A 14927-nucleotide genomic window follows, 5' to 3' on the forward strand; every position below is an offset into this window, starting at 1 on the left:
CTGATGATTGGTATTATGGGTCCCGGTTTTCAGGCCGATCTCAGCGTCAGAATATGAATATAATCATATCTGGTTTAGCTCCCCAATGAGTGCGAATGAGTTTACTGTGAATCTGAAAAATTAGCTATAATTTCCCGTATTTCTTCCCTTTTCACTCTGTGGGGCGATTGTCATATCCCCAGCGGGGAACCATAGTTTGCTCTATCCCCAGATGATCGGAAATACGCCCGACCATGAAATCAATCATATCTTCTACTGATTCCGGCTGGGTATAAAAGCCCGGCGATGCAGGCATAATAGTCACGCCCGCCTGAGACAGCTTGAGCATATTTTCCAGATGGATGGTAGAAAATGGGGTTTCACGCACCACCAGAAGCAGTTGCCCTCTTTCTTTAATTACGACATCAGCTGCCCGTTCAATCAGGTTGTCTGACATGCCATACGCAATCGCAGCAAGACTCCCGGCAGAACAGGGACAAACCACCATCTGTTTTGGCGCAGCGGAACCGGACGCAACCGGAGAAAACCAGTCTTCTTTGCCGCAGACAACCAGCTGCTGTGGCCGGCACTGCATGTAATCCACCAGAATCTCGTGTGTTTTTTCCGGTGAGGCGGGTAATTTCACCCCCTGTTCGGTTGCAAGAACCACCCGGGCCGCAGAAGAAATCAGCAGATAAACCTGATAATCAGCTGCCAGTAAATGCTGTAGCAACCGAAGTCCGTAAGGACCACCTGAAGCTCCCGTCCATGCCAGTGTTATCTTTTTTTCTTTTTTTAAATCAGACATACTCGTGCTTCTCCAATGCTGCTAATAGTTTTTGATGAATACCGCCAAACCCGCCGTTGCTCATCACCAGAATCTGATCACCCGGCCGGGAAAATGCCACAATTTGATCCACCAGAGAATCGACATCATCGCTGATAAAACCAGATGAACGACATTGCCCGGCCACATCAGTAACAGACCAGTCAAGTGCTTCTGGCTGGTATAAGAACACCGCATCAGCCTGATCAAGTGAAGCGGCAAGCGTTGCCTGATGAATCCCCATTTTCATCGTAGCGGAGCGGGGTTCCAGCACCGCCAGAATCCGTTGCTTATCCACCTTATTTCTCAGACCTTCCAGCGTCATCCTGATGGCTGTCGGGTGGTGCGCAAAATCATCATAAACACTCACCCCTTTGATTTCTCCCCGCTTTTCAAGTCTGCGCCGGGTATTCACAAAGTGACCCAGTGCTTCACAGGCAAGTTCAGGAACAACCCCGACATGCCGGGCCGCACCAATTGCCATCAATGCATTCTGTACATTGTGATCACCGATAAGCGCCCAGTCGACACGCCCGACAACATCACCTTTCCATAAGATCTGGAATGAAGATCCATCTTTTTTCAGTTTTGTTACATTCCAGTTTTCATCACTCCCGGTATATTCAGTTTCACTCCAGCATCCTTGCGCCAGAACATCCGCCAGATTCGTATCCTGACGCGGCAATAGTATTCTGCCAATTCCGGGAACAATTCTGACTAAATGATGAAATTGTCGCTTAATCGCATCCAAATCATCGAAGATGTCAGCATGATCAAACTCAAGATTGTTCATAATCAAGGTCCGGGGATGATAGTGAACAAACTTAGATCGCTTATCGAAAAAAGCACTGTCATATTCATCCGCTTCGACCACAAAAAAGTCACTTTCGCCCAGTCTGGCCGATGTATCAAAGTTACCGGGAACGCCACCAATCAAAAAACCGGGTTTGTAACCACAGTACTCAAGAATCCAGGTCAGCATACTGGATGTGGTTGTTTTTCCATGTGTACCCGATACGGCTAATACCCATCGTTCGCGCAATAAATGTTCACATAGCCACTGCGGTCCGGAGGTATATTTGAGGTTATGATCTAACATGTATTCCACGCATGGATTACCACGCGTCATTGCATTGCCAACCACAATTAAATCCGGTTCAGACTTAAGCTGCTCAGGGTTATAACCCTGAATAATTTCAATGCCTTGCGACTCAAGCATTGTGCTCATTGGCGGGTAAACATTTAAATCAGAACCCGTGACACGGTGTCCCATTTGACGGGCCAGAATGGCAATTCCGCCCATGAATGTGCCACAAATTCCCAATATATGTATGTGCATGAATTCGTCATATTCCTCTGCTGAAGAGACTCTGCTTCATTATCATGATTCATTCCGGTAAAAGCGAGTCAGAAACCCGTAATTTCACGATAAATAAAGCGTTTATTTGCTTCAAAAATTGCCATCATAACTTTTTTTAAAAAATGAGAGGTTCATCAGTTAGTTCATTACCATAAATAAGATCCCGGTCATAGACTTTCAAACAGTCATCGAAAAACAGTACTACTTTCAAGTGACTTCACGACTTTCCGAAACCTAAATGAACCCAAATGACAGTAAATGACAAAGAACGCGCTTCAGATTTTGTCGTCTCTGGATTAAACGGTGATTTTTTTGATTATATGTTGAAGGACACAATATGTCAGAAATGAGAACGCTAGGCGAGTTCATCATTGAAAAACAAACTGATTTCCCCCATGCCAGCGGTGAACTGTCTTCGCTTCTGGCTTCAATCCGCCTTGCAGCCAAGATTGTGAACCGGGAAATCAATAAAGCTGGTCTGGTGGATATCACCGGAGCTATTGGCCAGGAAAATGTGCAGGGCGAAGTCCAGCAAAAGCTGGATGTCTATGCGAATGAGAAATTTAAAGCAGCGCTGGAAGCCCGGGATCAAGTCTGTGGTGTTGCCAGTGAAGAAGAAGATGAAGTCGTTCTTTTTGATAAAGACCTCAACAAAAATGCCAAGTATGTTGTACTCATGGATCCGCTGGACGGCTCTTCAAATATTGATGTAAATGTTTCCGTTGGCACGATATTTTCGATCTACCGGCGCGTCTCACCGATTGGCACCACTCCAACCAAAGAAGATTTTTTACAGCCAGGTAATAAGCAGGTTGCGGCAGGTTATGTCATTTATGGTTCATCCACCATGCTGGTTTATACAACCGGCAAAGGTGTCAATGGCTTTACCTATGACCCTTCTTTAGGCACCTTTTGCTTATCTCATGAAAATATGATGATTCCACAAGACGGGCGCATTTACTCAATCAATGAAGGGAATTACATTCGCTTCCCGACGGGCGTGAAGAAATACATCAAGTTCTGTCAGGAGAATGTGCCGGAAGATAATCGTCCGTATACATCACGATACATTGGCTCTCTGGTGTCCGATTTTCACCGGAATCTGCTGAAAGGCGGCATCTATCTTTATCCAAGTACATTAAGCCACCCTCAGGGCAAACTGAGACTGCTTTACGAATGTAATCCGATGGCTTTCCTGATGGAACAGGCCGGTGGTATTGCCAGTGACGGCGTGAACCGCATTATGGATCTGGAACCGAGAGAGCTTCATCAACGTGTTCCGTTCTTTGTCGGCTCTCCAAATATGGTCCGCAAAGTCGAAGAATTCCTTGAGAACAATCCGGATTAACCGCTTCAGGACAGGCGCCCTTTGCTTCAGAAGGGCTTCCCTGATTCTGTAGTATCCCCGGATGATTATTTCATGTGACAGGCGATTTCAGTCATACAGGTTTTGCGTTCAAAGCTGAACTGAATAATAATATGCGTCCTAACTGAAAAGTTAATTAAAATCTAAGGAATTCTCTCATGAGCTTGAACAATGTGCCTGCTGGCAAATCTCTTCCTGATGACATTTATGTTGTTATCGAAATCCCGGCAAATGCAGATCCGATCAAATACGAAGTAGACAAAGATTCCGGTGCTGTGTTCGTTGACCGTTTCATGTCTACACCGATGTTTTATCCATGTAACTACGGTTACGTGAATAACACATTATCTCTGGATGGAGACCCGGTAGATGTTTTGGTACCGACACCTCATCCACTGGTTCCTGGTGCTGTCATTCGTTGCCGTCCGGTCGGTGTTTTGAAAATGACCGATGAGTCAGGTGAAGATGCAAAAGTTGTCGCTGTTCCTCATTCTAAACTGACGAAAGAATATGATCACATTCAGGATGTTGATGATCTGCCTGAATTGCTGAAAGCACAAATCAAGCATTTCTTTGAGCGTTACAAAGAGCTTGAAGCAGGTAAATGGGTCAAAGTTGACGGCTGGGAAGATGCAGAAGCTGCACGTGCTGAAATTCTGTCTTCTTACGAGCGGGCTCAGAAATAATCAGCTATCGATTCATTTCAGACCAATAAATGAAAGCCATTATCTTTCGAGATAATGGCTTTTTTTCAGAACGTTTTTCAGAAATGGCAATTAAAGTGGGTCCATCAACGCTATTCATAATCGGATTCTGACATATAGGCTCCGGAAGTAACATCATCTTCCCATTGCCCCTGCTCATATGCTGTTCTGAAATCAGGGTTATCCTGATCACAAACACCATAATAAGGTGCTTGTGTCAGCCCTAACTGAAACGGGTCCTGAGCACAATACGCCTGATTACCAGCGCTATATCCCTGAATATAATCTGCATAACGTTCATCAGTTAACTCGTTTACTCCCTGCTCTGACAGTTCAGCAAAAGAAGTTTTATCCAACCCCTGAAACCCCTGATCATACCCGAATTGCTGCCATCCCTGACTGTCAGACACAACGGGTAAAGACTGAGAACTACAAGCTGAAATGAATAACGCACATACCACTGTTAATAAACTTTTCATGGGAGTTTCTCCTCATCTCCAGATTCATTAACAGTGTAGATGTGTTAATTGTAATTAATTAGTGCGATCTATGTAAACAAATGCAAAGTCAGGTGAAGCAATGTAAAGACGCTTCACCTGACTTCGTTCAGTTGGAAATCAAGTCGATGAATTTACTTCAAAAACCCTAAAAAATCAGCTATAGCCCTGATACTTTGAATGTATCCTGTATAAAATTTTCCAGCTCAGAGCTAATACTGAGAGCCTGATGCGCCAGCATTGAAACTTCATCTGCAATCAAAGCCAGTCTGCGGCCACTTTCTCCGGCTTTTGCAGCTTCAATGACTGTATTCAGTGCCAGTAAATTTATCTGAGCAGAAAGCTCCAAAACCGTATTCAGCATTTCATGAAAAGGGGCAGAAATCTCTTCATTCAGATAAGCCATGTCAGGTTGTACAAAGGTTCTCTTCGATTTTTGCATCAATCGCTGAATGGCCAGATAAGAGTTTTGAAAATCTTGAGGATCAAATCTCCGGCGCTCCTGATCACCCTGTTCATCAGACTTTAAAACAATCCCATCGCAAATTTGATTCAAAAGAAATTCATCTGTGGGAGAATTCACTCTTAGCCGGTCTTTCAGTTGTTCATAAAGTAATAATGTGCTGATTTCTGATTCTTTTAGTTCAAGTTCAGCACTAAGTTCATTAATATCCCTTTGGTAAAATCTTTTTAATCGTTCTACTTCTTGACGTAACAAATGAGTATCCGACTCATTTGGTCTACTCAATAATACCACCTCAACCTCCTGCCTGTTCAAAGATAAGCATTTTATAATTTTTCCCGGCAATATAGCTTGAGTGTATAACCAGACCATTTTTTATAATTTTAATATCCAGCAAACTGACTCAATTTACCAACATCCAGACATCTGTTCACTCAAGATGACACGAGAGTAACAGAACAAAAAGCACCCAATTCATCCAGCTTAAGGAAAAAGGAACTTGATTCAGGAATCATATTTACGATATTGATGAAAGTGTTTCTATACCGATCAGCAAAAATCCCTGACCGGTCACATTATTATGCAACACGGAAAAGATTAGCACGTTTTACAGGTAAGTGTAGCGGATCAAACAGAAAGGCAGGATAGCACCGACTTAAAATCCGGTGAAACAGCATGCGGTGCTTCCTGAAATTATTCTAACCAGAGTCGCCTGGTGGTTGGTTGTTTAGAGGTGTTTTCATAAAATCCCTTACCATGGGAATGCTATTAGTCGTAGCACACAGGTTCTCCATAGTAAGGGAAGTACTGCTTATGGACTCAGGTTATTAAAAATGGAAATCAATCTGTGTCCGGATCAGGTGTTTACTTGAGCTATCCGTAGAGATTTTTTTCTGTTGTGAGTAGAAGGTTTCCCACACGACATTTTTGTACAGCACATATTTAACGCCGGCGATCCATCCTTTTGCATCTGCAGGCAATGAGCTCCATTCATCATCATGTGAGTAATCACCATACTTTTCAAAGTCGATATAACGGGCATACAGGCTATATGAACCAATCTGATTTAAGTCAGTGGCTTTATAGTCGACACGATATTCCTGACTGTTGTTATAGTCATCCGCATTGGTCCAGACATAACTACCAGTCAGCGTCACATCATCAATTGGTTTGTATTGCAGCTCAACGGCTCCCATACGATCCATCATTTGCTTATCATCGTCATTTTCGTTGCTGGCGAACGTCAGGCTGGTTGCCAGTTGATCGACGATGTGACCTGTCACGTTCAAACCACTGATTGTAGTTTCTGAGCCATTAGGCATCGTGACCAGATCGCCCTGACGAGGTCTCCACCAGAAAGCTTTCGCATTCCAGTCTTTCACAAAGGTGTAATCAACCTGAATACCATCAGCAGCATGACCGAATGGTACATTCTGGAAGCCAAGCCCCCACCATTTTGTACCAAGCGCAAGACCTATACCGTCATATGGATGACCTTCTACCCAGATACGCTGAACGGTTCCGTCCTGATCATCACTACCCGGGTCATCACGCCATGACTGGTTCACGGTATAACCTTTACGGGCTTCGCTTTGGAAATGAGCTTCCCATTCATCCGAGACTTTCATCTTCGCTTCAAAATCCATGTAGAAGTGTCGGTTGTTTGTGCCGGCACCGATACCGATTTCATCCCGGTCATCATGGTCATACTTAGCCCGGAAGAAACCAAAAAAAGTAATTCGTTCGATCGCGGACTTCAGCGCTTCATAGCCGCTGCTACCTTCATCCAGTTTTGGATCATTAATTTTTGCCAGATTGCTTTCATACTTTTCACGCATCTGGCGCATTTTCTGTAGTTCAGCTTCATAGGTCTGATGCATCTGTTCCATTTTGGCAACTTCTGCGTCCAGTGCTTTCTGATCCATATGATCATCTGCAAATGTTGCTGCCGAATAGAGGGAACAGCAGGCGCAACTGAGTGTCACTGCGAGTGATAGCGTTTTAATCTTCATTGGTAGATATCCTATATATTTTTGTAGGGTTTGCTTCTCCAGCAAACTGTTCTTTTATTACTTCATCCGGAAATACCGTGATGTATCTTTTATCTAAGATTGTTTATTTCGTTATCGGTCGACTGCCATTCATCGCCATCCAACCACTGCCGAAACGGCCGATAATATTAAAACTTGTGAATGACTATTCCTGACTTCCTGGCATCCCCGAAGGAAACCAAAGGGAAACCGGTTCCCCGAAAAGCCACATTAACCAGTAAAACGCACGTCCCATTGCATTTTTAGTCGCAATCTCAGGTATATAATCAATGTGATTTCTGAGACATACAGTTAGTAAAATCTCAGAAAACTCTGTAATTCTATAAATCTATATCGATTAAGATTGTGCAGGGCTGCACATTTTTATTTTTTGGGGATTAAATATGGAAACCGGTTTCACGTTTTGCAAAGCAGGTCACTAAAATAATTAAAAAAGAAAAGCGACCCGAAACTAAAAATATAAGTTTCAGGAAGAAATCCGGCTGATATTTTGATTATTCTCAACTATCTTCACAAGATAAAAAAGTTATTATTGCTGGCACCAATCACCTGAAATAATAACCTGCTTTAATTTAGAAACATCCTGATATATATAAATCCAGGCACGTCCGAAAGGCGTATTAATCTCCTCACGACGATACTCAACCGGAATATCTTCCAGCTCATCAAGCCGGGCCAAACACGCCTCACTCACCTCATAAACTTCGCCACAGACTGACTGCTCTCCCTGAGTCAATCCCGGATATTCCCCGAGGTGATACAACGCATACGCTGGTTTTGTGCTGTAATAACCCAAAAATTTGCTGTCTTCGAGAAAGAAGTGATTCATTTCCCCTTGCCGGAGCGTACCGTAAACAAACACTAAATGTTGCATATTTCCTCCCTGAAATATGACTATACCCAAACAGCCTGAAGATGCAGGTTTGCCTGGGTATAAAGACTAATCAAATTCAAATTGATACAACAGATCAACTGTACTGGTCAATCCGGAAACAGCCTCCAGATACAGATCTTTCATCAGCCGGTAACGAACCGTAAACTCACCAACTGAATTAAAAATACCCACCCCGTATTTCACCTGTAATCCCGGTAGAATATAACCACTGACAGTGACCTGCGTACCATCTCCGGCACCATTGGTATCCAGCTCCAAATCCTGAACGCCAAAGGCTTGCCCCAACTCTCCGACCAGTTTACCACTCTGAGCCAGCGTCAAACCAATCAGACTGCTGGTCACGGTATGGCCTCCGGAGTCAGATGTCAGGTTTTTCCCTCTGAGCAGGTAAGATAATGCATTCGCCTGAGGCATAGCCGGGTCAGAAAAAACGGTGACGACAGGGTTATCGGCCGGACCTGTCACCTGAATACCGGCTGTCACTTCATCTTCTATCTGCTCCGGGTTACGGATGGCCGTAATAGACACATAGGGCTGATCGGCTGGCCCGTTCATTAATATCTTCCCTTGCTGTATCAGTAAGTCCTGACCAAAAGATCGATAACTGCCATCCAGTATATTCACTTCTCCGTGTATAAATGGAGACTGATCCCGTTGCGAGACATTTAATTTACCCTGTAATCGTCCTTTAAGACCAAATGCAGCAATAGAAAGCTCATCGCCTAACTCAACACTTAAGTTCGTATTCAACCGAAATGGTAAAGCGCCTTTCTCTTGCCGGGGTGAACCAGATTCATCCAGAATCACCTGATCGTCAGACACTTTGATGGCGCCCGAAGGCAGTTGATCAATCTTAATCTCACCTTCAGGTAACGAGACTTTTCCGGTGACTGATGCAGATTTCGGTGACATTGTCAGTTTGATATCGGGGACAGCTTTCAGGCGGACCATAGGCAGCATATTTATCTGCACACTATCGAAGTACAGATGCGAGAAGATCTTCCAGTTATCAGGTGATTTCCAGTCTCCTTTACCTTCCAGAGACAATTTCCCGTCCGGCGTCTTCACATCCGCAAGCCAGTCCGCCTGATATCCATGCAAAGTAACACGGATTTTTCCCTGACGGATGTCTACAGGCGTCATTTGCCCTTTCACTCTCATTTCATCCATGCGCAAATCCCCATAGATTTGAGGGTGAAGCATCTCACCTTTGAGTTTCAGCCGGCTATTCACAACGGTATGAAAATCATTATATTCCCCCAGGAACCCCTTAAGAAAATCAAGAGAAACCTGATGAACTTCAATATCCCCCTGAATTTTCTTGTCTGCCTGACTAACATCCGGGATATCGAGACTCATTTTTAAATGACCATTTTGCGATAAATCCAACAATGTATTCAGAGATAACCGCTGATCCTTCACATGCGCCTGAACCCCAAAAGTCTGCCACTGTACTGTGACAGGCCTGGATTGTTCCATCTTCGTAAACTTGCCGGATTTTACCCCAGCCTGCATTGTCAATTCCGGAGACAAACCCTGTTGCCATGTCACGACACCATTACCGTTGACATCGCCACTCAAAGAAATATCTTCCGGTAAAAGCGTAGCGAGCTGCTGTAACCGGAGATGGTTTAAAGAAAATTTCAGCTGACCAGCCTCAGCGCTGACTTCAGCATCCTGATCCAGACATAAGTGAGCCTGCTTATTCAGCCAGCAATGCGCCTGAATTCTGACTTGTTTCGATTCACTATCCAGAAAAATTCCGGTTGGTTTTTCCAGTACAACAGACTGCTTTTTGGCTGATAGATTCACTTCAGTCAGCTTTCCCTGCCACTGTTTCCAGTTATCAGATACACCTCCGGATAACCGGAACACGCCATCACCCAATGACGTTTTCAGCGTCAGTGCTGCCTGATGTTTGTCCTGAGTTCCATGAATATTCAGTCTGGCTGAATCAATCCGGTCGTTCTGATATTTTCCTTCCAGCAGCTGAACATTCATCTCTCCCTGAATCTCCGGATCAGACTGAAGATGACCTTTCAGACGAACCGTCCGCGTACTGAACAGGTTTTGCCAGTGAATATGACGCCCGGACAGCTCCATGCTGAGATCCGGAGCAGACAGTTGCCCGGTCAGTTTGACTTCTCCCTGAACCTGACCAGATAAAGCTCCGACGGATTTAGATAGATCGGGGAAATGAATCCCGACATCCATGTTGAGCTGTTGATCAACAGAACCTTGTGCGACGAGATAATTTGGTCCATGTGAAAGATTCAGTCCGGGCACATCAACTTTCACTGCTTGCGATTTCGAGTCTCCCGATGCCTGAAAGCTGCCGGTGACCTGCAGTGGGTATTGTCTGAGTTTTCCTGTCACATTCATCTGTGAAACAGCAACAGACCAGGCAGGATCGATCATTGACGCTTCAAACCGGAATGTCCCATCAAGCTGCCCCGGATACTCCGGCCACTGAGTCTGCGGTTCAACATGACTCAGCTGAATATCCGAGTGGATTGAAAAACCATCTTGCCAGTTGATTGTCGATTGCCCGGAAACCTGGCCATTCAGCAAACCCAGTTCCAGCTGAGCCAAATCAAACTGCGTCTTTGTTCCGGCTCCGGATAATTTGAAATCTGTCTCCGGGATGTCCTGCCCGTTGACCTGACCATCCCCCTGAACCTGATATTTTTCCGTATTACCCTGAATCACCAGATGCCCTAATCCAAATTGATAAGCCGGGGCACCGGCAGGCGGCCACCCACCTGACAAATGATTCACTTCAACCCGGAACGGAAAATGTTCAGAGGCAGATAAAGGCGCGACTTTTACCTTCATTTCCCCGGTAATTTTTCCATCCAGTGAAATATTGCTTTCCAACTGTTGCAAACTTCCTTTTGCCGTCACAGAAACCGACTGTCCGGACAGCTGAGAGGCTTTCAACAATGTATCCAGCTGTAAATCCAGCGGATAATGCCGGTTCAGCTCAAGATGTCCTTTCATCCGGACATCCACTTGCGGTGTGTTTAAATCGAGTTTCTTTAGCCGGACATCATGATGAAAAGCACTGACAGCCAGATCAAGCCTGTCAATCAATTGTTTTTCTGGCTGATGGAGCGTCAGCTGAGATAAATGAAATTCAGGCATACGGATATGCAGAGGAATCCATATTTCCGGTAATGAAATATCCTGAACAGGAGTGGTTGGTGATGTCTTCGCTTTGGCTGATGGTTGAACATCATGTTGAGTCAAAGTGACATCAATCTTATGCCAGTTCACTTGAGTGATACGAAGCTGGTCCCGGTGAAGATGAAGACCACCAGCAAATGTCTGCCAGACAACCGTCGCCTGCGGGGTTGATACCTGCACATCATTTAGCTCAATCCGGGATAAAGTGACCGGAACCGGGAGGATAAAATCCGTTTGTCTGACCGGTGTCCCAGGAAGTTCGGCTGCTTCAGGTTCAGGCTTTCCACCCGACAATTCAATGTCTGCGCCATTCACGGTCAGTGAATTCACACACAGAGCCGGTTGCAGGAAGCAGTGACTGTCAACATCCAATGCAACCCGGTTAAGCCGGATAGCCACCTGTGTTACCGGATCTTTGTAACGGACATCCGTCAAAACAAATGAGCGGCCGAGCGCACCTTCCGAAGGACCGATCTGTAGTGTTGGTACAAACTTTTCAGCCCCCCATAAAGCCAGTTTTAATCCTGCTGGAGACAGCAGAGTAAAAGCAAGGACGGACGCACTCACCAGTAAAAGCGCACAAATAGTGATAAAGCTATATTTTCCGAACCGGAACAAAAAGCGAATCATAAATCAGGCCCTAATGTAAAATGTAGTCTGAATTCATCGCCCGGCTGGTTATCCAGCCCCCATGCAAAGTCAAGACGAACGGGACCGACCGGAGAAACCCACCGAATACCGACTCCGGTTCCCCGCTTCCAGTCCGGTGTTTTGTTAAATGCATCACCATAGTCATAAAACAGTGCCAGCCACCAGTTGCCGGTTAACTGGTATTGATATTCAAGCGAAGCCGTTGCCAGGTACCTGGCCCCGGTTAAAGCGCCACTACTGTCCACCGGAGAAACAGAATCATAATCATAGCCCCGGATACTGTTATCTCCACCAGCAAAGAACCGTAACGATGGAGAAACCTGACGGAATTCATCCACCAGATTCACGCCCCCGTCAATCCTGGCTAAAAAACGGTGATCTTCCAGATAAGTTCTGATCCATGAGGTACTCCCCTGAATCCGCAGCAAATCGGTTTCCGATAACGCATGTTGATTACCGTATTCTATCGTTAACGTTTCTTTATCTCCCCAGGTAAACAGCCGGGTTCCGCGGGTTCGGGTCCGGGTGAATGTGATTCCGGGTAAAACAAACTGTCCCACATCATCAAGAACCCCCTGCTCATAATTCTCTATCAGATACCGGATGAAAATGGTCCGGTTCCAGCCATTATCTAAATGCCAGTGTCGCTCCAGAGATAAGTTTGACTCGATACTTTTCGTATCCAGATTATCAACTTTCTTCAAACCGTACTGAATCTGATAGTACTGATGAAGCACATCCTGCAGGGGGATTTTATATCCGGCAATCACCACCTGTTCCGGTCCTGAGAGAGACATTTTGCTGCTAAAACTGTGTCCGCTTTCATTCAGCCAGGGTTTGACCCACTTCAGAGATCCCTGGATCCCGACATCAGTCGAATACCCTAAACCTGTTTCAACCTGATTTCGGGATGCTGGAGTCAGGACAACATGTACAGGTAACTCTCTGCTTTCTTTTAACTTAGATAAATCAGGAGTAATCGCTATCGAACCAAACCAGTCCGTATCCGACAGATTTTGATTAAATTCACCCATACCGGAGATCTGATAAGGATCACCAGATTGAAAAGGCTGTAATGACAAAACTTTCTGATCATCAATCTGACTGCCAGAGATTATTATCTGACCAAAGTGATATCGGATACCACTGTCAAAATCGAGGATGATGTTTGCCTGATACTTATCCGGCCTGACTTCGATACGGCTTTGCGTGAATTTACCGTTGAAATAGCCTTTTTTGAGCGCCAGATTTCTGATATCTGATTTGAATTTTTCATAGTGGGCATGGTTTAAGATCGCGCCGGCTTTTATCTGGCTTTGCTCACGCAACCTGATAAAATCTTCATCCAGCCCGGCTTCGCCGGATATTTGAATCTCAGCCCGGAGAATTCGTGTTGGTTCACCTTGCGTGACAAACACGGATAACTGTTTATCTTCGGTTTGAAATGAGACTGATGCATGGTAATAACCTAAAGCTTCAAGTGCCTGAGATATATTTTCCTGAATAAAAGCGTGTAAGCGCAAACTGTTTGCATCTTCATGTTGTGAGATACCGGATAAATAAACATCAACATTGTCTTTCAGTTGACCTTTCAGTCCATTTACAACCACATTCACTTCTGCATAACCGGCAGCAGAGAAACAAATGAAAAAAACATAACAAAAAGTGAAAATACGCCTCATACAATTGTTTTATCTTAATGTCAGAAGTGAATTGAGTTTATCATAACTAACATAAACGCTGTCGTCTGTACGCAGATAGTTAAATCTGAACTACATTTTATCCATACATCAGGGCGGCACACTGTCGAAGTAACAGATTGTAATCAAAGCCATGCATCATCATTCCATATGGCTGATACCTGAGTCTCCGCCAGAGCGACAACAACTCAGGTATATAAAGAGAAAGGAAAAGTCATGCCAGATAAACAAACAATGATCCCCCAGAATGAAGCTTTAAAAGGCCGTGCAATCCCATTCGATGTGGAAGACACCCATTTTGTCAATCAATCAAGCATTCACGCAGAACCAACCAAAGATCAGGCGAAAATCCTGCTGGGTATGGGATGCTTTTGGGGCGCCGAAAAAATGTTTTGGCAACTCGAAGGGGTAATATCAACTTCTGTCGGATATTCAGGAGGTTACACTCCGAACCCGACTTATGAAGAAGTCTGTACCGGTAAAACCGGTCATACTGAAGTCGTCAGGATTATCTACCAGCCCGGGCTGATTTCTCTTGAAACCCTGTTAGCCGGTTTCTGGGAAAATCATGATCCAACCCAGGGCATGCAACAAGGCAATGACCTTGGAACACAGTATCGTTCAGCCATCTATTTTTATAACGATGAACAACGTGTTATTGCAGAACGCTCAAAGCAACGGTATCAGGAAGCTTTAATAACCGGTGAGCGCGGAACAATTACAACCGAAGTCATCCCGGCGGGTCCCTACTATTTTGCAGAAACTTACCATCAACAATATCTGGCAAAAAATCCCGATGGATATTGTGGCCTCAACGGGACAGGCGTCTGTTTTACCGGCTGATAATAATGCTTGCGCCAACAGCAATGTTATATTATAACGTTGCTGTTTCTGTCCATTCTGGTTCCCTATGTACAACGTCAGCAAAACAGATTGCCAATATAAACAGGGAGTTGCTTTAGCGGCTGTCTTTTTTGTGATTTGGCTGGGATTTGCTGAGATATATCATCAGTTTGACACAATAGAAGCCCATCATAGCCACCATGATTGCCAGCAGTTCAGCAGCATCATTCATGGTCTTCAGACATCAGATTTAACAATTTCTGCAGTTGTCTTACACGGTTATATTGAGCCCGAAACAGAAGTCATCCGGATCAGTCGCCCGATATCCGCTTATGATGCGCGTTCACCGCCAATAACCGAATTAAGTATGAACCATTTTATTTAAATCATCTTAATTACGGAGTTT

The 14927-nt window shown here is 44.7% G+C and carries 12 protein-coding genes; 4 read left to right on the plus strand and 8 right to left on the minus strand.

The window, feature by feature from the left end; all coding sequences use genetic code 11:
* Positions 1 to 151: 151 nt before the first annotated feature.
* Positions 152 to 787 carry a flavin prenyltransferase UbiX gene (locus tag OC443_RS16860; protein WP_073579763.1) on the minus strand — a complete coding sequence of 212 codons (636 nt, stop codon included), beginning with the start codon at positions 785 to 787 and terminating at the stop codon, positions 152 to 154.
* A complete protein-coding gene (gene mpl, locus OC443_RS16865; RefSeq protein WP_073579762.1) occupies positions 780 to 2144 on the minus strand; it encodes a UDP-N-acetylmuramate:L-alanyl-gamma-D-glutamyl-meso-diaminopimelate ligase in 1365 nt (454 codons plus the stop codon). Before mpl ends, OC443_RS16860 begins: the two co-directional genes overlap by 8 nt.
* A 358-nt stretch (positions 2145 to 2502) precedes the next feature.
* Here mpl and fbp point away from each other — a divergent pair, with 358 nt between their 5' ends.
* Entirely contained in the window at positions 2503 to 3513 is a 1011-nt protein-coding gene (gene fbp / locus OC443_RS16870; RefSeq protein ID WP_073579761.1) for a class 1 fructose-bisphosphatase, read from the plus strand.
* Positions 3514 to 3689: 176 nt separating this feature from the next.
* Positions 3690 to 4217 (plus strand): inorganic diphosphatase, encoded by a 528-nt coding sequence (gene ppa / locus OC443_RS16875; protein ID WP_073579760.1) that lies wholly within the window; start codon positions 3690 to 3692, stop codon positions 4215 to 4217.
* Between the two features lie 110 nt (positions 4218 to 4327).
* Here ppa and OC443_RS16880 read toward each other — a convergent pair whose 3' ends face one another.
* The 6 genes from OC443_RS16880 to tamA all read right to left on the minus strand — a co-directional run bounded on the left by OC443_RS16880 (position 4328) and on the right by tamA (position 13660).
* Complete coding sequence (locus OC443_RS16880; RefSeq protein ID WP_073579759.1) at positions 4328 to 4714, minus strand: DUF2799 domain-containing protein; 387 nt, start codon at positions 4712 to 4714, stop codon at positions 4328 to 4330.
* Positions 4715 to 4892: 178 nt separating this feature from the next.
* Entirely contained in the window at positions 4893 to 5480 is a 588-nt protein-coding gene (locus OC443_RS16885) for a methyl-accepting chemotaxis protein (protein ID WP_159440301.1), read from the minus strand.
* Positions 5481 to 6022: 542 nt separating this feature from the next.
* Positions 6023 to 7207 carry a hypothetical protein gene (locus OC443_RS16890; protein WP_073579757.1) on the minus strand — a complete coding sequence of 395 codons (1185 nt, stop codon included), beginning with the start codon at positions 7205 to 7207 and terminating at the stop codon, positions 6023 to 6025.
* A gap of 568 nt (positions 7208 to 7775) precedes the next feature.
* Complete coding sequence (locus OC443_RS16895; protein WP_073579756.1) at positions 7776 to 8120, minus strand: gamma-glutamylcyclotransferase family protein; 345 nt, start codon at positions 8118 to 8120, stop codon at positions 7776 to 7778.
* 66 nt (positions 8121 to 8186) lie between these two features.
* Positions 8187 to 11957 (minus strand): autotransporter assembly complex protein TamB, encoded by a 3771-nt coding sequence (tamB, locus tag OC443_RS16900; RefSeq protein ID WP_073579755.1) that lies wholly within the window; start codon positions 11955 to 11957, stop codon positions 8187 to 8189.
* Positions 11954 to 13660: an autotransporter assembly complex protein TamA gene (gene tamA, locus OC443_RS16905; protein WP_073579754.1), complete on the minus strand. Its 1707-nt coding sequence runs from the start codon at positions 13658 to 13660 to the stop codon at positions 11954 to 11956. Before tamA ends, tamB begins: the two co-directional genes overlap by 4 nt.
* 234 nt (positions 13661 to 13894) lie before the next feature.
* On the opposite strand from tamA, the gene msrA reads away from it, so the two are divergent.
* Positions 13895 to 14521 carry a peptide-methionine (S)-S-oxide reductase MsrA gene (gene msrA, locus OC443_RS16910; RefSeq protein WP_073579753.1) on the plus strand — a complete coding sequence of 209 codons (627 nt, stop codon included), beginning with the start codon at positions 13895 to 13897 and terminating at the stop codon, positions 14519 to 14521.
* Between the two features lie 67 nt (positions 14522 to 14588).
* Positions 14589 to 14906 carry a DUF2607 family protein gene (locus OC443_RS16915; protein ID WP_073579752.1) on the plus strand — a complete coding sequence of 106 codons (318 nt, stop codon included), beginning with the start codon at positions 14589 to 14591 and terminating at the stop codon, positions 14904 to 14906.
* Positions 14907 to 14927 lie beyond the last annotated feature (21 nt).

The sequence above is a fragment of the Vibrio quintilis genome, from assembly GCF_024529975.1.
GTDB classification, from domain to species: domain Bacteria; phylum Pseudomonadota; class Gammaproteobacteria; order Enterobacterales; family Vibrionaceae; genus Vibrio; species Vibrio quintilis.

Excerpts from the sequence above, each read along its gene's own strand:
- fbp (WP_073579761.1), top strand. The coding sequence starts at position 2,503 with ATGTCAGAAATGAGAACGCTAGGCGAGTTCATCATTGAAAAACAAACT.
- tamB (WP_073579755.1), bottom strand. The coding sequence starts at position 11,957 with ATGATTCGCTTTTTGTTCCGGTTCGGAAAATATAGCTTTATCACTATT.
- OC443_RS16915 (WP_073579752.1), top strand. The coding sequence starts at position 14,589 with ATGTACAACGTCAGCAAAACAGATTGCCAATATAAACAGGGAGTTGCT.
- tamA (WP_073579754.1), bottom strand. The coding sequence starts at position 13,660 with ATGAGGCGTATTTTCACTTTTTGTTATGTTTTTTTCATTTGTTTCTCT.
- OC443_RS16890 (WP_073579757.1), bottom strand. The coding sequence starts at position 7,207 with ATGAAGATTAAAACGCTATCACTCGCAGTGACACTCAGTTGCGCCTGC.
- msrA (WP_073579753.1), top strand. The coding sequence starts at position 13,895 with ATGCCAGATAAACAAACAATGATCCCCCAGAATGAAGCTTTAAAAGGC.
- OC443_RS16895 (WP_073579756.1), bottom strand. The coding sequence starts at position 8,120 with ATGCAACATTTAGTGTTTGTTTACGGTACGCTCCGGCAAGGGGAAATG.
- OC443_RS16860 (WP_073579763.1), bottom strand. The coding sequence starts at position 787 with ATGTCTGATTTAAAAAAAGAAAAAAAGATAACACTGGCATGGACGGGA.
- mpl (WP_073579762.1), bottom strand. The coding sequence starts at position 2,144 with ATGCACATACATATATTGGGAATTTGTGGCACATTCATGGGCGGAATT.
- ppa (WP_073579760.1), top strand. The coding sequence starts at position 3,690 with ATGAGCTTGAACAATGTGCCTGCTGGCAAATCTCTTCCTGATGACATT.
- OC443_RS16880 (WP_073579759.1), bottom strand. The coding sequence starts at position 4,714 with ATGAAAAGTTTATTAACAGTGGTATGTGCGTTATTCATTTCAGCTTGT.